Source organism: Flavobacterium azooxidireducens, assembly GCF_023195775.1.
GTDB lineage: Bacteria > Bacteroidota > Bacteroidia > Flavobacteriales > Flavobacteriaceae > Flavobacterium > Flavobacterium azooxidireducens.
The window spans coordinates 289,608-309,888 of the sequence record NZ_CP096205.1 but is presented as its reverse complement, the minus strand read 5'-3'; the positions used below and the strand labels follow the sequence as shown (position 1 = coordinate 309,888).

13 protein-coding genes are annotated in these 20,281 nt (G+C 37.3%); 11 read left to right on the top strand and 2 right to left on the bottom strand.

From position 1 onward, the window contains the following. The first annotated feature begins 27 nt into the window (after window positions 1-27). From M0M57_RS01370 to kdsB, 3 genes are all read left to right on the top strand, one after another. On the top strand, window positions 28-1,449 hold the full coding sequence (locus tag M0M57_RS01370; RefSeq protein WP_248434680.1) for an ATP-dependent DNA helicase: 1,422 nt from the start codon (window positions 28-30) through the stop codon (window positions 1,447-1,449). 12 nt (window positions 1,450-1,461) lie between these two features. Then, window positions 1,462-2,019 carry a DUF4126 domain-containing protein gene (locus M0M57_RS01365; protein ID WP_248436782.1) on the top strand — a complete coding sequence of 186 codons (558 nt, stop codon included), beginning with the start codon at window positions 1,462-1,464 and terminating at the stop codon, window positions 2,017-2,019. Between the two features lie 68 nt (window positions 2,020-2,087). Further along, entirely contained in the window at window positions 2,088-2,813 is a 726-nt protein-coding gene (gene kdsB, locus M0M57_RS01360; RefSeq protein WP_248434678.1) for a 3-deoxy-manno-octulosonate cytidylyltransferase, read from the top strand. Here the strand turns inward: kdsB and M0M57_RS01355 are convergent. Next, window positions 2,810-3,763: an endo alpha-1,4 polygalactosaminidase gene (locus tag M0M57_RS01355; RefSeq protein WP_248434676.1), complete on the bottom strand. Its 954-nt coding sequence runs from the start codon at window positions 3,761-3,763 to the stop codon at window positions 2,810-2,812. The genes kdsB and M0M57_RS01355 overlap by 4 nt on opposite strands. Window positions 3,764-3,837: 74 nt before the next feature. Beyond that, entirely contained in the window at window positions 3,838-4,503 is a 666-nt protein-coding gene (locus tag M0M57_RS01350; protein WP_248434674.1) for a spermidine synthase, read from the bottom strand. 59 nt (window positions 4,504-4,562) lie between these two features. On the opposite strand from M0M57_RS01350, the gene M0M57_RS01345 reads away from it, so the two are divergent. The 8 genes from M0M57_RS01345 (at window position 4,563) to M0M57_RS01310 (ending at window position 20,160) form a co-directional block, all read left to right on the top strand. Beyond that, the gene (locus M0M57_RS01345; protein WP_248434672.1) at window positions 4,563-5,120 is read left to right on the top strand and encodes a 1-acyl-sn-glycerol-3-phosphate acyltransferase; all 558 of its coding nucleotides are present in this window, start codon (window positions 4,563-4,565) and stop codon (window positions 5,118-5,120) included. A 142-nt stretch (window positions 5,121-5,262) separates the two neighbouring features. After that, the gene (locus M0M57_RS01340; protein ID WP_248434670.1) at window positions 5,263-6,885 is read left to right on the top strand and encodes a DUF6377 domain-containing protein; all 1,623 of its coding nucleotides are present in this window, start codon (window positions 5,263-5,265) and stop codon (window positions 6,883-6,885) included. Between the two features lie 737 nt (window positions 6,886-7,622). Further along, the gene (locus M0M57_RS01335; protein WP_248434668.1) at window positions 7,623-10,691 is read left to right on the top strand and encodes a SusC/RagA family TonB-linked outer membrane protein; all 3,069 of its coding nucleotides are present in this window, start codon (window positions 7,623-7,625) and stop codon (window positions 10,689-10,691) included. A gap of 12 nt (window positions 10,692-10,703) precedes the next feature. After that, a complete protein-coding gene (locus tag M0M57_RS01330; RefSeq protein WP_248434666.1) occupies window positions 10,704-12,179 on the top strand; it encodes a RagB/SusD family nutrient uptake outer membrane protein in 1,476 nt (491 codons plus the stop codon). 13 nt (window positions 12,180-12,192) lie between these two features. Beyond that, complete coding sequence (locus M0M57_RS01325) at window positions 12,193-13,656, top strand: SusF/SusE family outer membrane protein (protein WP_248434664.1); 1,464 nt, start codon at window positions 12,193-12,195, stop codon at window positions 13,654-13,656. Continuing rightward, window positions 13,656-15,413 carry an endo-dextranase gene (locus M0M57_RS01320; protein ID WP_248434663.1) on the top strand — a complete coding sequence of 586 codons (1,758 nt, stop codon included), beginning with the start codon at window positions 13,656-13,658 and terminating at the stop codon, window positions 15,411-15,413. Before M0M57_RS01325 ends, M0M57_RS01320 begins: the two co-directional genes overlap by 1 nt. Window positions 15,414-15,479: 66 nt before the next feature. Next, on the top strand, window positions 15,480-17,999 hold the full coding sequence (locus tag M0M57_RS01315) for a glycoside hydrolase family 31 protein (protein WP_248434661.1): 2,520 nt from the start codon (window positions 15,480-15,482) through the stop codon (window positions 17,997-17,999). A 19-nt stretch (window positions 18,000-18,018) separates the two neighbouring features. Beyond that, the gene (locus tag M0M57_RS01310) at window positions 18,019-20,160 is read left to right on the top strand and encodes a glycoside hydrolase family 97 protein (RefSeq protein WP_248434659.1); all 2,142 of its coding nucleotides are present in this window, start codon (window positions 18,019-18,021) and stop codon (window positions 20,158-20,160) included. Window positions 20,161-20,281: the final 121 nt, after the last annotated feature.

Below are 20,281 nucleotides of genomic sequence, written 5' to 3'. Positions count from 1 at the left end.
TTTTAATAGTTTCCTAACTTTTCATAAATGAATTCATCTCTGTTTTACAGTATCTTACAAAAATCGTTCCCTTTTAATCCCACTTTAAAACAAACAATTTTTTTTGAAAAGGTAGCCAATTTCGCCACAAATTCAGATTCCAACGAACTTTTTGTTTTAAAAGGTTATGCCGGAACCGGAAAAACAACATTAATTTCTACGTTGGTTGAAAACTTACTTTCTGTAAACAAAAAATATGTTTTGTTGGCTCCAACCGGTCGGGCAGCAAAAGTGATTGCCAATTATTCAGGAAAACCGGCTTTTACCATTCATAAAAAAATTTATTTTCCTAAAAAAAATCCTTCAGGAGGCGTTTCTTTTACCAGACAAATTAATAAACATAAAAACACGATTTTTATTGTAGATGAAAGTTCTATGATTTCGGATGTAAATACCGATTCAAAATCAATGGACAGCAATTCACTTTTGGATGATTTGATGAGTTATGTCTATTCCGGTGAAAATTGTAAAATGATTCTATTGGGCGATACAGCTCAGTTGCCACCCGTTCACATGGATGTGAGTCCGGCTTTAAATATTGAAACATTACGTACCTATTATAATAAAGAAGTACTTCACATCGAATTGGATGAAGTGATGCGACAAGAAGAAAATTCCGGAATTTTGTTCAACGCAACCTTGCTCAGAGAAGTTTTGAAAGAACATTTTATCGATTCGTTTCAATTTAATGTAAAAAGTTTCAAAGACATCGTGCGTTTAACCGATGGTTATGATATTCAAGATGCCATTAATACTGCTTATAGTAAAGATGGGATGGAGGAAACCGCTTTCATCGTGCGAACCAACAAACGAGCGAATCAATATAATCAGCAAATTAGAAATGCTATTCTCTTCCGCGAAAGCGATTTGTCTTCCGGCGATTTTATGATGGTGGTAAAAAATAATTATTTTTGGTTAAAAGAAACCGATGAAGCCGGATTTATTGCCAATGGTGATATTGTTGAAATTCTCGAAATTCATAAAATTCAAGAATTATACGGATTCAAATTTGCCAAAGTAAAAATTAGAATGGTCGATTATCCCAACCAAAAACCATTTGAAACCATTTTGTTGTTGGATACGGTTACCAGCGAAACACCTTCTTTATCTTACGAAGAATCCAATCGCTTGTATCAAGAAGTTTTGCAAGATTATGAAAACGAAGGACCAAAATATAAACAAGTGCAAAAAGTAAAGGAAAATGAATATTTTAATGCATTGCAAGTGAAATTTTCATATGCTATAACGTGTCATAAATCGCAAGGTGGTCAGTGGAATACCGTTTTTGTAGAACAACCCTATTTACCCGAAGGTGTAGATAGAGACTACATTCGATGGTTGTACACAGCCGTTACCAGAGCCAAAGAAAAATTATATCTGATTGGCTTTAAAGATGAAAATTTTGAATAAATTTGAAAGATGATATCAATAGAAACCCTAATCAGCATTTGTCTCGGAATCGGATTGGCAGCCTCAGCCGGATTTCGGGTTTTTGTACCGCTTTTTATATTGAGTTTGGCTTCTCATTTGAATTGGATTCCTGTGAATGATTCCTGGAGTTGGCTTGGCGAAACACCGGCATTAATTGCTCTTGGAATTGCCATGATTTTTGAAATTTTAGCCTATTATATTCCTTTTGTAGACAATATTTTAGACACAATTGCTATTCCGTTAGCAGCTATTGCCGGAACTGCAGTGATGGCTTCCACGTTAGTCGATTTGAGTCCGTTATTTACGTGGGGTTTAGCCATTATTGCCGGAGGAGGAACAGCCGCAGCTATTAATTCTGCCACAGCCGCAACAAGACTCACTTCAACTGCTACCACAGGGGGAATTGGCAACCCAATTGTTTCTACCGTTGAAACCGGAACAGCCACAGTTATGTCGTTCGCATCCATTTTTATACCAATTATAGCGTTTATTTTAGTGCTTTTTATTTTCTTTGTGGGAATAAAGTTTTTTCGAAAGATGATAAAATAAAAATCGAAAGAATCCAAAAATCGAAAAATCCAAAAATCGAAAAATCTGAAAATCCAACAATCCAAAAAATGAAAATCATCGCCGTCATTCCAGCTCGTTACGCATCCACTCGTTTTCCTGCTAAACTCATGCAAGATTTGGGTGGAAAAACAGTGATTACAAGAACGTATGAAGCGGCTGTAAACACTAATTTATTTGATGATGTGTTTGTGGCGACAGATTCCGATTTAATTTTTAATGAAATTGTTTCTCAAGGCGGAAAAGCGATTATGAGCATCAAAGAACACGAAAGTGGAAGCGATCGAATTGCAGAAGCCGTTGAAAATTTAGATGTTGATGTGGTGGTAAATGTGCAAGGCGACGAACCCTTCATCAACAAAGAACCGCTGGAAAAAGTGATTGAAGTTTTTAAAAACGATGTAGAACAAAAAGTTGATTTAGCTTCGCTGATGCGAGAAATTACTGATTGGGAAGCGATTGAAAACCCTAATAACGTAAAAGTAATTGTCGATCAAAACGGATTGGCTTTGTATTTTTCACGTTCGGTAATTCCATATCCAAGAGAAAAAAATGTTGGCGTTCGCTATTTTCAGCATATCGGAATTTATGCGTTTAGAAAACAAGCGTTGTTAGATTTTTATCATTTACCGATGAAATCACTAGAAGCTTCAGAAAAATTAGAGCAACTTCGCTATTTAGAATATGGTAAAAAAATCAAAATGGTAGAAACTAATCATGTTGGCATTGGGATCGATACTCCGGAAGATTTGGAAAAAGCTAGATTTTTACTTTAGTTGTACAAAGCATAATAAGCTTCTACATTATCTAAAAATACACCGTCAAATCCGGCATTGATAATTTTTTTCATGTATGAATCATCGTTTCCAAACATCATTTTTTGCCAAGTTGGTTCCCAGAATTCTACGTATATTTCGTTATCGTAACCTTTATAGTTCTTTTTGAGCCATTTCGGATTGCCTTTTTTCCAATTTGGTTGCCAGTAACTTCGCCAATTTTCGGCTGCACCCACATTCAAATAGCAAATCACTAAACGTTTTCCACCATTTTTCTTCACTTTTAGTTTTTCTAAATCGGCTTTGGTATAAGGAAAGCTCAAATAATATAAATCGATTAAAATCAAGTCAAAATTAGTATCGGCAACTTTATCAATCAATTCTTTTTTGGTGTCAAAATCATCGGCATTAATGAGGTATAAAAAATTCTGAACATCTTTTAGTTTGTTAACATCATTAGAATTTTCATTCAGTATTTTTTCAGGAATGGTATGATAATGATAATTATCTGCTGTTCTGATAAACGGAACAAATCCAGCTTCTTGATTTAGTTTAATGATATTTTCTTCTTCATTTTTATCCTTTACAAACTCAGAAACAATTACTTTTTTGTCTTTTGGTAATTTTTTTAGGTTGTTAATTCGATACTTGTCTGCTTTGCCTTTTTCGTCTAAAAATAATTCTTCAATTGCAATGCCGTCAATCGCATTCATATATTCGTTACACAACGGTTTGTCCGGATCAACGTTTTGAAAGGCTAATTCTGAGCCATTTTGCGGGATAACAATAAAATCAGGATTGAATTTGCGGGCATATTTTGAAATGCCGACAACCATTTCCTGCATTTTTTTTCCTGCTTTTTGTGTGTTTTTATCTTTATCATCCATTTCAAAACCAAATAAAAGGAGTAAGGCTAAACTTATGGGAAGTATAAAATATATTTTTTTCATGCTACGAATTTCTGAGGTCAAAAGTAATAATTTAATTGGTATTCATTCGATTACGTTGCAATTAGTGTACCAAGTTATTTTTCTTTTTTAACTAAAATTAATTCGTTGTGCTCTTCAATCCGTGGAAGCGTCCAAACCATATATTTTTCTGTATCAAAAAAAGAAATATACGATTTATTTCGTGCATTGTCATGTTCTTTCAAAATCATCGTATTAAAAAGAATATAACTATTTGCATTTAAAATTTCGGTTAACCGATTCTGAAAGAAATTTTCAAATAAAAAGCCGGGCATAGTCGTGTCTTGAAAGATATCAACAATAATTAAATCATATTTCAATTTGGTTTTTAACACAAATTCAAAGGCTTCATGATGAATAATGTTGAGGTTTTTTATTTTATCCAAACCAAAATGTTCGTTGGCCAAATCGATTACTTTTTCATCCAATTCAATGCCGGTAATTTTTCCGGAATAACCAACTTCATCCACCAACGTTTTGATGACACTTCCGCCGGCAACACCCAAAACCAAAACATGATTCATTGGTTTGATATTTTCAAAACCAATGCTTAAAAGTCCTTTTCTAAGCACACGTTGCAAACTCCCATAGGAATAATTGGTGTTCAAACTATCCAAAACCACTTGTCCGTTTACCAAAGTAACTTCCAACGACTTGCTAATCTCAGAAGTCGTTTTGTGTAAATTGATAGGATAGAGGTAGCTGATTATTTTTTTGAACATTTGATAATTTTTATCAAAAATAATGTATAAATCGTATTTTTACTAAAATATTTTGTGCGATGAAGAAATGGCTTTACAAGTTGGTTTTTTTTAAATTCATGGGATGGAAAATTTCGGGCACCATTGACCCAGCTATTAAAAAATGTGTCATGATTGTGGTTCCGCATACGAGCTGGCATGATTTCTATCTTGGTCTTTTTACAAGAGGAATTGTAGGTCTTGAAATGAATTTTGTAGGGAAGAAAGAATTATTCCGATTTCCTTTTGGCTATTATTTCAAATGGATGGGAGGAGAGCCATTAGACAGATCAGGTGGTTTAAATAAAGTAGAAGCCATTGCAGAAGTTTTTAAAAAAAGAGAAATTTTCAGATTAGCCATCGCACCAGAAGGAACCAGAAAAAAAGTAACGGAATGGAGAACGGGATTTTATTACATTTCACTTCAAGCAAATGTTCCTATAATTCCGGTTGCTTTTGATTATTCAAAAAAAGAAGTTAAACTAGGAAGTCCATTTTATCCAACTGGTAAAATTAAAGAGGATGTTCACTATTTGCAACAGTTTTATTTAGGAGCAACAGGAAGGGTGCCGGAAAATGGGTTTAAGGTTAACGGATGAATGCGTACGATGTTTTTTTTAATTCCAGTTCATGCAAATAGTTAGATAAGTATGAATTTAGGAAAGTAAATTTGTTTGGGGCTAAAAAGTAACAATTATGCGAAACATAAAGGTTTTTATTTTTTTATTTTACTTCATCGGAATGCATTCGTATGGTCAGAAGTATAATCTTTTTAATCAGCTAAAGGCGGTTGTAGATTCTTCTTCGGTGTATGATCAGCGTAAAAAAAAGCTTATTGATGAACTCAAAAACAAACTAGAAAAAACAGCAAAAGAAGACTATAACGCACGGTTTGACTTAAATCAGCAACTTTTTGATCATTATCTGGTTTTTAAGAGGGATTCGGCTTTTAATTATGCTTTAAAGATAAAAGCATTAGCAGAAGTCACCGACCAGAATGATTATTTAATTAAATCCTATATCAATTTAGCCAATATCAGTGTATCAGCCGGAATGTATAAAGAGGGATTGGATTATCTTTTGTCGGTTAAACCGGAAGAAATCAAAGATGGCAACGGTTCGTTATATTATGGGCTTTTAGGTCGATGTTACAGTGACATGGCAGAGTACAGTAGTATACCTTTTTTTAGTTCTAAGTACATAAAACTAGCTAGAGAGTGTAGAATTAAAGCACTCAGTTTAACCGAACCTGGAACTTTTTTTAATTCTTTTTTAAAGGTATTCAACGAATACAAGGAAGGTAATTTAAAACAGGCTCGACTGGGATTCAAATCAATGTTGAAGCAGGGTTTAGAGCAAAGGGAGCAGGCATTGGTCAATTATATGTTGGGTGAAATTGATCATGAAACCGGTCATGTTGATTCGGCAATTAATCATTACTATGCAGCCGCTATAACTGATGTGCGTGTGTCAACAAAAGAATCCCTTGCACTAATTAAACTTTCTGAATTGCTGTTTAAGAAAAAAGAACTGAAAGCAGCGTCTGTTCTCGTGAAGAAAGCCTATGAAGATGCCATTTTTTACGGAGCCCAACAACGCAAGCTTCAGGTCGGTGAGATTCTGCCACTTATTGAAGAAGAAGTGGTTGAAAATATTGAAAGAGAGAAAAGCCGACTTTATACACAATATGTAGGAGCTGTCATTTTTTCTTCGGTATTAATCTGTTTTCTGATTATTATTTTTGTACAAAATAAAAAAATTAAAAAAGGAAGGGAAATTATAGCAGCAGCACACGACTCCTTAGAAAAAACAAATGAACAGTTGCGGTTGGTTAACAAACAAATCAATGCCCATAATGTTGAAATTGAACGAATCAATAACCGTTTGTTTGAAGCTAATAAAATTAACGAAGAATATATAGGTTTCTTTTTTACGGAATACGACGATATTTTTGAAAAATTTAATGAACTGATTGCCGCAACCAAAAAAGAGATAGACTCGGATGATTATACTAAAGCAAAATACCGCATCTCTAAATATGATTCCAATAAAGAAAAAGAAAAGTTGCTTTATAATTTTGACACGGCTTTTATCAGTCTGTTTCCTAATTTTATTGATGAGTTTAACTTATTAATGAAAGAAGGACACGAAGTAAAATTAAAGCCCGATCAGATTCTTAATAAAGAACTACGCATTTTTGCCTTGATCCGGCTTGGTATAAAACACAACGAAAAGATTGCCAAAATTTTAGGCTATTCGGTTAATTCCATCTATGCCTACAAAACTAAAGTGAGAAATAAATCGGTGGTTGAGAACGAAGAATTTGATAAACAATTAATCATGAATACTTCCATCAAGGCTTAGTGTTTAAATTAGATTTTTACAGGTCTGAAAAATAGTCTAAAACGATGCACTTTTAGTACATTTGGTTTTCAGCATCTAAAATTATTTACCGCAAATTCTCAAATTATTTATTTCAAATTCTATACTTTTTTATTTGGTTTCCAACTTCTTTGTCTGCTAGCAAGAGCGATGAACTTCAAGTTCATCGTGTTTAGCTGTGACCCTAAACCGAAAGTTGAATAGACGAAGAAATTTGTAGTAAAACCTTCCGTAACTTATTTGGTTAGTAAAAAGTAAAAGCCAATCTATAACGAACTCATTGTAATGTGTAACCACTTGAGGTAAAGTTATCTTGCATTTCAATAAAAATGTGGTATGAGTTTTTTGCATTTTAATAATGAAATCAATAAAAAACATACCTATTTTATTGTTGAAAGTGTTTTTTTAAACTACTTTTTTTAAGAATAACTTAAAAATAATCTATATAGTTGAATAAAAACATTTTGTTTTAAGTATTTGTTATTCAGTGTTTTGCTTTTAATATAACGTTGTAGTTGTCCGGATTTATCTATATGCTTTTTACGAAATCGTTTTCAGTTTGGTAAATTTTGTTTCTTTGTTTTGCCGGTTAAAAAATTAACAAAGCATTAAGGTTTCAAGGCAGTATTCTGATAGACTGTAAGGAGAAATTTTTTTGTAAAAATTAACAGGTCGTAAAATTCAAACGAACTAATCTAACCTTAAACAAACCAAATTAAATGAAATTCGAATTACAAATTGAGATTTTTATGAAACCAGCAAAGAAATACTTCTTTGGTCTCTTTTTGCTTGGAATGTTACTGGGGTTTTTTCCTTTTCTTTCCGTTAAAGGGTATGCCCAAACAACTCAACAGGCAAAACAGCAAGTTTTCTCCGGAATCGTTTATGATGATCAGAATCAGCCTTTAATAGGGGCGTCGGTCGTTGAACGCGGAACCGCTAACGGAGTGTCTACCGATTTAGAAGGTAAATTTACCCTGAGTTTAACCACTGCAAATCCGGTGTTAATCATATCCTATTTGGGATTTTCCGAAAAAGAGGTGACTGTGAGTGGAACGAATCTGGAAATAAAGTTGTTATCCGAAAACATTACGCTGGATGATATAGTCGTTATCGGATACGGTAAAGCAAAACCAAAAGATTTAACCGGTTCTGTTTCGGTCATTGATGTCGGAAAAACTAAAAATCAGCCTGTAGCAGATATTGGTCAGGCTATTCAGGGACGTGCTGCCGGCGTTCAGGTCGTTTCCTCCGGAGAGCCGGGTTCTAATGTAACTTTCCGAGTAAGAGGAACTGGAACGATTGCCAATAATAATCCGTTAATTGTGGTGGATGGAATGCCATTGAATGGCGGACTTAATCAGGTCAATATGAATGATGTGGAATCCATCAGTGTCTTAAAAGATGCTTCTTCCACAGCAATTTACGGTTCAAGGGGAGCTAATGGGGTGGTAATCATTACCACTAAAAGAGGAGCTAAACAGGAAGGCTCAATCTTTACGTTTGATGCTTTTACCGGTGTTCAGAACGAAACGGGGATGGTTGAGGTACTGAATGCCGCTCAATTTGCGGCGTTGAATAATGAAATGCTTGCCAACGGCGGACTTACTCCAAATCCAGCGTGGTCAAATCCTTCTGACTTAGGAGTCGGTACAGATTGGGTCGGTAATTTATTTAATCCGGCTATGATGTCTAGCTATACTCTTGCCTACGGAAACAAAAGTGAAAAATCTAACATTTATGTTTCAGGAAATTATTTTAAACAGGAAGGAATTGTGTTGGATACGGATTATGAAAGAATTATACTCCAGTTCAACACCGATACCAAGATCAATAAAACAATAAAGTTTGGCAACAGTCTTAAACTGGCTTACGACAATAAGGAACGCGGGGCATATGACATTCGCAATGCACTTTTGGCAAATCCCACACAATCCATTTATGATGAAACCGGTAACTTTACCGGACCGACAGGTAATCCGCTTTATTCCGGAGATGTAGAAAACCCAATCGGAAAAGCCAGTACAGTAAAAACTTCAACCAAAGGATATAATGTACAAGGTACCCTTTTTACGGAAATTAACCTGCTTAAAAATTTAGTGTTTAAATCTCTTGGAGGTTTAGAAGCCAATTTTTGGTTTGACAGAACCTGGGCACCCAAATATTCCTGGGGATCAGATGTACAGCCGAATTCTTATTTGTCACAGGCTTCTAACAGAAGTATAACGCTGTTGTGGGACAATACAATAACGTATGATATTCAGTTTGGAAACCACAATCTGAATGCCGTAGTTGGAACCGGAGCTCAGGAAAACCGGTTTGACTTTTTAAATGGCTCCATACAGAAATTTGCCAGCGATAATACTCAACAAATTGATAACGGAACATTGCAGCCTACGGTTGGCGGAAATGCATCTGAATGGTCACTAATGTCTTATTTTGGAAGAGTTAATTACGACTATAACGGCAAATATTATGTAACAGGTACAATTAGAAGAGACGGTTCCTCACGATTTGGTCAGGGGAATAAATGGGGGTGGTTTCCTTCTGCAGCTTTGGCATGGAGAATTTCAGCAGAGGATTTTATGAAAAATATGACCGTTGTTGATGACTTAAAATTAAGAGTCGGATACGGAATTACAGGAAATCAAGAAATCGGTAATTATGCTTTTGCTTCGGCTTATAACACCGTACTCTACAATTTTAATAACAATTATGTGAGTGCTGTGGTTCCCACGGTTTTGCCTAATACGAATGTAAAATGGGAAGGACAGGAGCAGTTTAATGTGGGCTTGGATGCCAGTTTCCTGAATAACAGAATTAACCTGATTACCGATTTTTATGTGAAAAATACCAATGATATGTTGGTGCCGATGTCGGTTCCGGTCACTTCCGGTTATTCAGATATTTATGTGCCGTCAATCAATGCCGGAAAAATCATTAACAGGGGATTTGAATTTTCTCTATCAACCAAAAATCTGGTTGATGAACTAAAATGGTCTACCGATGCTGTCTTTTCCTATAATAAAAACAAAGTGGAAAGTATCAACGGAGACACACCGATTATTACGGGAAGTACCGGATTAAACAGCAGTATCGGACTCATTCAGGCCGGATATCCCGTTAATGTATTTTACGGCTATGTGACCGATGGTATTTTTCAGACGCAGACGGAAGTTAACAACCATGCTGTCCAAATGCCCGGAACCAATCCGGCCACCAGTACGGCAGCAGGAGACATACGTTTTAAGGACCTCAATAATGACGGTATCATCAACGATAAAGACAGAACATTTATAGGAAATCCTAATCCTAAGTTTACTTTTTCATTGAATAATACTTTTTCATACAAAAATTTCGATTTGAGTATATTCTTTCAAGGCGTCAGTGGGAACGATGTATACAATGCAAACCGAATGTATACAGAATCTATGTCGATACCCAATAACCAGACTACAGCCACACTCGGCCGATGGACAGGTCCCGGAACCAGTAATTCAATGCCAAGAGCTGTATTTGGAGATCCGAATAACAACGCAAGAGTATCTGACAGATTTATTGAAGACGGTTCGTATATCCGGCTTAAAAATATTAGTTTGAGCTACAACTTTCCGAAAGAAATCGTTAAGAATATATTTACTTCAGCCAAAATTTATTTTGCAGCTCAAAATGTATTCACAATCACCGATTACAGTGGTTTTGATCCGGAAGTATCTGTCAATGGTATTGATAATAATGTATATCCCATAACAAGAACATTTTCACTTGGCCTTAACCTTGGATTTTAAAAAATGAAGACTATGAAAACTATTAAAATATTTTTAGGGCTGTTGGTGACAATGGCGTTTGTACAATGCAGTGACGATTACCTTGATAAAGTTCCGCTGGATACTATCAGCACGGGTAATTATCCTACTACCGAAGAAGAGTTGATTACAGTTGTCAATGGAGCATACCAACCGTTACAATGGCCAAAACTTTATAACCTGAGAATGTGGACTTCCGATATTTTTGCAGGAAACAGTATTGTAGGAGCCGGTGGAGGACAGGACGGAATTGAAACAACCAATCTTTCCAATTTTGTAACTACAACAGATAATGAAGGGGTATTGGATTTATGGCGAGGCCCCTGGCCGGGAATTTTGAGAGCCAACATTGTACTTGCAGCCGCCGAAGGATTAACCATTAATGAGAATGTGAAAAACAGAAGTATGGGAGAAGCCTACTTTTTGAGAGCTCATTATTATTTCATACTAGTCCGCTTTTTTGGAGATGTGCCATTGGTCACAACTCCTCAGAATGCCAGCAGTGATTTATATCCTGCCAGAACTCCAAAAGCAGAAGTGTATGCACAAATACTCAGTGATTTGGAAAAGGCCGTGGAATTATTGCCTGTTAAACAGGAATATGGTGATGCAGATAAAGGACGTGCTTCCAAAGGTGCTGCAATGGGAATGCTGGCCAAAGTTCATTTAACCCTCGGAAACTGGTCACAAGTGGTTACGCTGACATCAGGACTTGAAGCAATGGGATACAGCCTGAATACCGCTTACAGCGATAATTTTAATCCCAATACTGAGAATTCAAACGAGTCACTTTTTGAAGTACAATACGTGGCAAATGCAGGATTTGATTTTTGGAGCAATGAAAACCAGTCTTCCTGGACAAGTACTTTCATGGGACCCAGAAGCAGTGGAATGGTGGCAGGAGCATATGGATGGAATCAGCCCACAGCCGAGTTTATGAATAACTATGAAGAAGGAGATGTTCGAAAAAACACCACCGTTTTGTATGAAGGTTGTCCCGATTTTGAAGGGGTGGAATACAGTGCCTCTTATTCCTTAACGGGATATAATGTGCGTAAGTTTCTGGTACCTCAAAGTATTGCCCCTACGTATGACAACAGCCCGCTAAACTTTCCGGTTATGCGTTATGCAGATGTACTGTTGATGAAAGCAGAGGCATTAAATGAATTAGGACAAACAGCTTTGGCTGAAACGCCTCTTAATTTAGTTAGAAACAGAGCCGGATTAAATGATATAACCGGACTTTCGCAGGGGCAGTTCAGAATGGCCGTTTTAAAAGAACGAAGAATGGAATTGGCTTTTGAAGGACAACGATGGTTTGATCTGATTCGTGTAAATAATGGTCAGTATGGAATCGATTTTCTTCATTCTATTGGAAAAACAAATGCATCCCAAAAACATTTATTGTTGCCCATTCCGCAAATTGAACGGGACAGAAATCCTAATTTAACACAAAACCCAGGTTATTAAAAAACAGAATCGTATGAAAACAATTAAAAACAAAATGAATCGGACAAAACTATTGGCTTTCTTTTCAATTGTATCGATGGTTTTTTTGTCGGCCTGCAGCAGTGATGAACTCGACGGGCAGACCTTTGCAACAGATGAATTGGCACTAACGGCTTCCCGGGAAGAAATGGTGTTTGAACCAAGCATGTTTAACGAAAAGTTTCAGTTCAACTGGACTACCGGAAACAATATGGGAACCGGCTCGGCAATATTTTATAAATTACAATTAGACAAGACAGAGAATAACTTTTCTAATCCCGTAGAATATGATTTTGGGAAAAATGTTTTTTCGTTTGAGTTAGGTATTCCCACTTTCAATGCCATGTTGCTCACAACATTTGGAGCTCAGGTCGGTACTCCTGTTTCCATTCGGGCCCGAATTATAGCAACGTTTGCCAACGAAAATGTGGCAACCCAGATTTCAGAAATCAGTTTGGTCTTAACGCCCTATCAGCCTTTGACTAATACATTGTTTCTGATAGGAAGTGCCACACCCAACGGATGGGATATTGTAAATGCCACTCCCCTGATTCAATCTGCTTCAAATCCAACCGTGTTTACCTATGAAGGAACACTGACCACCGGTAATTTTAAGTTTGCTGTGAATACAGATTCCTGTTTATGTCAGGATTTTTATACCCGGAATGCGGACGATGAAAACAGCATGGTATACAACATTGGCGGGAGTGGAGACGATTTACAATGGACAATTGAATCAACCGGAATGTATAAATTAACAGTTAACCTGATTGAACTGACTATTGCGATAGAAGAAGTTGATGCTCCCCCGTTCTCCCAATTATGGATAGTGGGTGATGCTTCACCTAGCGGATGGGATATCAACAATCCGAAACCGTTTACACAAACCGATGATCCTTTTATATTTACCTATGAAGCTACCTTTGTGCCCGGGAATTTTAAAATACTTGCCGGAGTAACGGGGGATTGGTGCGGACAATGGTATAGACCTTTGGTAGATAATGAAGTTTTAACGGCTACTACCGTGGAACAAAATTCAGGCTGTGATGTAGACAATAAGTGGCAGGTAACTACAGCAACTGCCGGCAGGTATAAGATTACCCTGAACACCGCCAATAACACCATAAAAATTGTTCCCGTGGAGGTATACCTCATTGGTGATGCTACACCTAACGGCTGGAGCATGGGTTCTTTTACACCGATGGTTAAAAACGGAAGTGTCTACACTTTTACGGGCAACCTTACGGCAGGGGAATTTAAATTCACAAAGTTTAATACCAACTGGTGTGAAGGAACTGAAATAGTGGCAGCTACGCCCAATCAATCTATTTTAAACACGAGCTTTTTATACAGAGAGAATTGTGCCGGAGATGATAATAAATGGGTTGTTTCCGCCGCTCAGGCTGGTAACCGCACAATTACGATAAATTTAGACACCAATGAATTAACCATTAATTAATGATAAAATTTAAGTTTGTAAAATACAGTATTATTTTAAGTTTGGCCATGTTATTGGCTTGTAGTGATGATGAAACCAATCGGGATATTCCTTATGTTGAAGATCCGGTTATTCCAAGTGTCGAAATGACTACGGATAAAGCGGTTTATAATCCCGGAGAAACAGTGCTTTTTACGGCAGATAAACTTTATGCTAATGCATTTATTCGCTACAAATATTTGGGAACGGTTGTGGGCGAATTACCTCTGACTGCAACAACTTGGAGCTGGACACCGCCTTTAACAGATTTTAAAGGATATATGGCAGAGGTTTATGTTAATAATAATGATGGAACTACACAGATTTTAGGCACTGTTGCCGTTGATGTTTCTTCCGATTGGTCTAAATTTCCGAGGTATGGTTTCCTCTCGGATTTTGGTAATCTCACGGCTTCTCAAAAGCAGGAAGTTATAGCTAACCTGAAAAAATACCACATCAATGGCCTTCAGTTTTATGACTGGCTTTACAGACATCATGCTCCCTTGGCAGGAACAGTGAACAGTCCGATGCCGGTTTGGAACGATATTATTAACCGAGACAATTATTTGAGTACGGTACAGGATTATATTACCCTAGCCCATGAAAGCAACATGAAAACGATGTTTTACAATTTGGCTTACGGAGTATTGAATGATTATGATCCGGCTTTAATTCCTCCGCAGTTGTTTATTTATAAGGATATCAATCATACGATGAAAGACAGGCATGAACTATCGGCTCCGTTCATCAGTGATATTTACCTGGTGAATCCGGCCAATGCACAATGGCAAAATTACCTGATACAAAAGAATGATGAAGTATACCAGGTATTTGATTTTGACGGTTTTCACATAGACCAGCTTGGGGACAGAGGAACGGTATACCGTTACGACGGTTCGGATGCAAATTTAAAAAATACATTTCCGGCCTTTATTGAATCTATGAAACAGGCACATCCTGATAAAAGGATGGTCATGAATGCGGTAAATCAATATGGTCAACCGGAAATGGCCGGTAGCAATCTGGATTTTCTTTACACCGAAGTCTGGTCGCCTAACGAAGGATTTAAAGACCTTACAAACATCTTGGCTGATAATGCCGCCTATAGCAATCACACCAAAAATACCGTTTTGGCAGCGTATATGAATTACAACAAAGCAAACAGTCCGGGAATTTTTAATACACCCGGTATTTTACTTACGGATGCTGTAATCTTTGCCTTTGGCGGTTCACATCTTGAACTGGGTGAACACATGCTGGCAAAAGAATATTTTCCGAATACCAATTTGTCCATGACAGTTGAACTTAAAACAGCTTTACTGGATTATTATGACTTTTTAACAGCCTATCAGAACCTGCTTCGCGACGGCGGTAGTTTTAATACGCCTGTCCTTAGTTCAGGAGACGGAAAAATGAATTTGGGGAGCTGGCCGCCAACCATGGGTAAAGTGGCTGTTGTAGGAAAACAAGTAGGAGCAAAACAGGTGGTTCATTTGTTGAATTTCACAAATGCTAATTCTTTGAACTGGCGAGATACAGAAGGAACGCAGCGTGTTCCGGAGGCTATAAAGCAGGCTATGCTAAATCTTCAAGTCAGCGGTACGGTTACCAAAATCTGGTATGCCTCGCCGGATTACAACGGAGGCAGTACCACAGCAATTGATTTTACACAAGTTGGTAGTTCAGTTAATTTAAAAGTACCTTTTCTTAAGTATTGGGGAATGATCGTGGTGGAATAGCCGTTTTTTTTCGGCAAAAAGCTCTGTTGCCAGGAGCTGTTTTTAAATAAGTTATACGCTTTAATTATGAAAAAATATTTTGTTATCGTACTTCTTTTAGGTTTTCTGCATACTGAAAATACGGCTTCTCAAACAACCGGTGGTACCCGTCAAAAATTGGGGAACTGTGTTTCCTATACGGCCGTTTCGGGAAATAAACTGGTCTTCAATTGTTCCGGAGGTTCAAAAGTACTGTTGCAACTTTGCAGCGGTGAAGTACTCAAGGTTTGGGTTTCTCCTGATGGTAATTTTACACGGACCAATCCATCATTTGCCGTAATCAATGAAGATTTGGGATGGAGTGGTTCCATCAATATGACTGAAGAGTCAGCCGCTTATGAACTGTTTACGGAATCCCTTCGTGTCCGGGTGAATAAAACACCTTTTCAACTGCAAATTTTTGACAAATACCAAAAATTACTCTTCAGTGATTATAACGACATGGGTTTTGTTAAAGAAAATAATCAGTTATTGTCTTACAAAGTACTTCGTACCGATGAACAGTTTTTTGGTTTGGGCGAAAAAACTGGTCCGATAAACCGTCGCGGACGCAGTTATAAAATGTGGAACAGCGATAAACCTTGCTATAGTGTGAATGAAGATCCTTTGTATAAGAGTATTCCCTTTTTCATGAGCAGTTATAACTACGGAATCTTTTTTGACAATACTTATAAAACCGAGTTTAAATTCGGAAGTGAGTCCAATGATTATTACTCTTTTGAAACCCCGGGCGGCGAAATACTTTATTATTTTATGTTTGGAAACAATTACAAACAAATCATCAAGCACTATATAGGGTTAACCGGAAAACCGATTATGCCGCCCAAGTGGGCTTTTGGATTTTCACAATGTAGGGGACTATATACTCGGGAAGACCAGGCAAAAGAAGTGGCTTCTGAATTCAGAGCCAGACAAATTCCCTGTGATATAATTTACCAGGATATCGGATGGGTGGAAGGTTTACAGGATTTTGACTGGAAAAAAAATAATTACAAAAACCCGAAGCAGATGGTTAGTGAATTGAACGAAAAGGGATTCAAAATGATTCTGTCGCAAGATCCGGTGATTTCACAGGCCAACGCAAAACAATGGGAAGAGGCAGATAAATTAGGCTATTTTACCACGGATATACGCACCGGAAATTCTTATGACATGCCTTGGCCGTGGGGAGGAAACTGTGGGGTAGTTGATTTTACCAAACCGGAAGTAGCAGATTGGTGGGGAAATTACCAACAAAAGCCTCTTAACGATGGAGTACGGGGTTTTTGGACAGATATGGGCGAACCGGCTTGGAGTAATGAAGAGACCACAGACCGTTTATTTATGAAGCATTATTCGGGGATGCATGATGAAATTCACAACGTTTACGGTTTTACCTGGGACAAAGTGGTGACAGAACAATTTTATAAACATAACCCCAATAAACGTGTTTTCCAAATGACAAGAGCCGCTTATGCCGGTTTACAGCGTTATACCTTCGGTTGGAGCGGTGATGCGGGGAACGGCAGTAATGTGCTGGAAGGATGGAAACAAATGGCAAATCAGATTCCGGTGGGGCTTTCGGCCGGATTAGGACTTATTCCTTTCTGGTCCTGTGATATTTCAGGTTATTGCGGCGATATTAAAGACCATGATGCTATGGCAGAACTCTATGTGCGATGGATGCAGTTTGGCGTGTTTAATCCTTTGAGCCGGGCACACCACGAAGGTGATAATGCCGTGGAACCCTGGGTTTTTGGTAAAGAAGCGGAAGACATTTCCAGAGAGGCAATTGAATTAAAATACAAGTTGTTTCCCTATACCTATACCTATGCAAGAGAGGCGTATGATACAGGATTGCCTTTAATGAGAGCATTGTTACTGGAATATCCTGATGATAGTGAAACCTATCGGTTAAACGGGCAATTTTTGTTGGGAAAAGAATTGTTAGTGGCTCCCGTTGTAGAAAAAGGAGCGGTTACCAAAGAGGTTTATGTACCGGAAGGGGAGTGGATTGATTTTCATGACGGCAAAACAGTTTACAGCGGACCCAAATGGATAACCGTTGATGCACCCCTGAATCGAATTCCGGTTTTTGTTAAAAAAGGAGCTATACTGCCAATGATGCCAGTGATGCAATACATACATGAACAACCGGATTATCCTGTTATCCTTGAAATTTTTCCCGGAAAACTGAATAAAGAATCTGCCTTCACACTCTACGAAGACGATGGGGAAAGCCGCGACTATGAGCGGAATATTTTCAGTAAAACAACTTTTACAGGTAAAACAGCAAAGGAAGGTTATGCTTTAACCATCCATGCCAGAGAGGAGAATGGTTATAAGCCGGAACAACGAAATATTATTGTTAAACTGCATGCTTCTGTTAAACCGAAAAATGTATCGGTTGACGGCAAAAAAGTAAAAAAGGTAAAAACAGCCGCTTTACAATCGGTCAATGCCAATGAATTCCATAAATTTGCATGGAGTTGGGATGAAGTATCAGGTGTTGTTTCTGTCATTCTGGCCGACACTGGTTTGTCAGCCAAAATAATTGTTGAAAATTAAAAATCCATAAATAAATCAAATGAAAAAAATAACCATTCTGGCTTTTCTATGCCTAAGTGTTTTTACAATAAATGCACAACAACTCAAGTCTCCCGACGGAAAATTAGAAATGACTTTTTCTTTAAAAGAGAATGGTGTACCGACATATTTATTAAATTACAAAGGGAAAAGCGTCATCAAAACCAGTTCACTCGGATTGGAATTAAAAAATGATAAGAAGTCACTGTTGAATGATTTCACAGTTTCAGATACAAAAAATTCAACTTTTGATGAAACATGGACTCCCGTTTGGGGCGAAGAAAGTCAAATTCGCAACCATTACAACGAATTAGCAGTTACTTTAAATCAAAAAGAAACCAATCGTTTGTTAGTTATTCGTTTTCGTCTTTTTGATGATGGATTGGGGTTTCGCTATGAATTTCCACAACAAAATAACTTGGGGCATTTTGTGATTAAAGAAGAAAGAACACAATTTGCAATGACCGGCGATCATACCGCTTTTTGGATTCCGGGCGATTATGACACGCAAGAATACGATTATTCTGAGTCAAAATTGTCTGAAATTCGACCATTGATGGCCAAGTCGATTACTAGTAATTTATCACAGACTTCTTTTTCACCAACTGGTGTTCAAACTTCGTTGATAATGAAAACAGCTGATGGTTTGTACATCAATTTACACGAAGCAGCTTTAATAGATTATGCTTGCATGCATTTGAATTTAAACGATAAAAATTTCGTTTTTGAATCATGGTTAACGCCCGATGTTCAAGGCGATAAAGGTTATCTTCAAGCTCCATCCACTTCGCCTTGGAGAACGATTATGGTAAGTGATGATGCCAGAACAATTTTGGCTTCCAGAATGACCTACAATCTAAATGAAGCTTGTAAAATTGAAGACACTTCGTGGATTAAGCCAACAAAATACATCGGTGTTTGGTGGGAAATGATTACCGGAAAAAGTTCGTGGGCTTACACAGATGATTTTAAAGCCATTCAATTAGGAGTGACCGATTACACCAAAGCAAAATCAAACGGAAAACACGGAGCAACGACAGAAAATGTAAAAAGACACATCGATTTTGCTGCAGAACACGGTTTTGATGGTGTTTTAGTTGAAGGCTGGAACGAAGGTTGGGAAGATTGGTTTGGCAATTCTAAAGATTATGTTTTTGATTTTGTAACGCCTTATCCCGATTTCGACTTGGTTGGAATTAGAGATTATGCCAAAAGTAAAGGTGTAAAAATGATTATGCATCACGAAACGTCGTCGTCTGTACGCAATTATGAGCGTCACATGGACAAAGCATATAAGTTTATGAAGGAGAACGGTTACGATGCCGTTAAAAGCGGTTATGTAGGTGATATTTTACCAAGAGGAGAGAATCATTACAGTCAGTGGTTGATTAATCACTATCAGTATGCGTTGGAAAAAGCGGCAGAATACAAAATTATGGTGAATGCTCACGAGGCGGTTCGACCAACCGGAATTGCCAGAACCTATCCAAATCTTATTGGAAATGAATCGGCAAGAGGAACAGAATATCAAGCTTTTGGCGGCTCTAAGCCTAATCACGTAACGGTTTTGCCTTTCACACGATTAATTGGCGGACCAATGGATTATACGCCGGGAATATTTGAAATGGATATCCAAAAATTCAGTCCGGATAATAAATCGCACGTAAACAGTACGTTAGCAAATCAATTAGCGTTGTATGTAACTTTGTACAGTCCGTTGCAAATGGCTGCCGATTTTCCTGAACATTACAATAAGTTTTTAGACGCATTTCAATTCATCAAAGATGTTGCTTTAGATTGGGATAAAAGCGTTTACACCGAAGCAGAGCCCGGAAAATATGTTACAGTTGCCCGAAAAGCAAAAGGAAAACCAGATTGGTTTGTAGGAAGCGTAGGAGGTGAGCAGACAAGAACTTCGACATTAAAATTTGATTTTTTGGAGAGAGGAAAGACCTATATCGCTACCATTTATGCTGATGCGAAAGATGCTCATTACAAAAATAATCCACAAGCTTACACGATTCGTAAAGTTTTAGTAACCAATAAATCAACCCTTTCACAATTTGTGGCAGCCGGAGGAGGTTATGCCATTAGCATTAAAGAAGCGGCAAGAGAAGAAATAAAAGGAGTTAAAAAGCTCTAAACTATATTTTTTAAGTGGTTGAAAAAGTGAGTTTTTTACTCACTTTTTTGTTTTTTAAAAGTTTGAGCTTAATTTTTTTCAAAAAAGCTCACTTAAATAAAACCAAATTTTTATTTTCCTC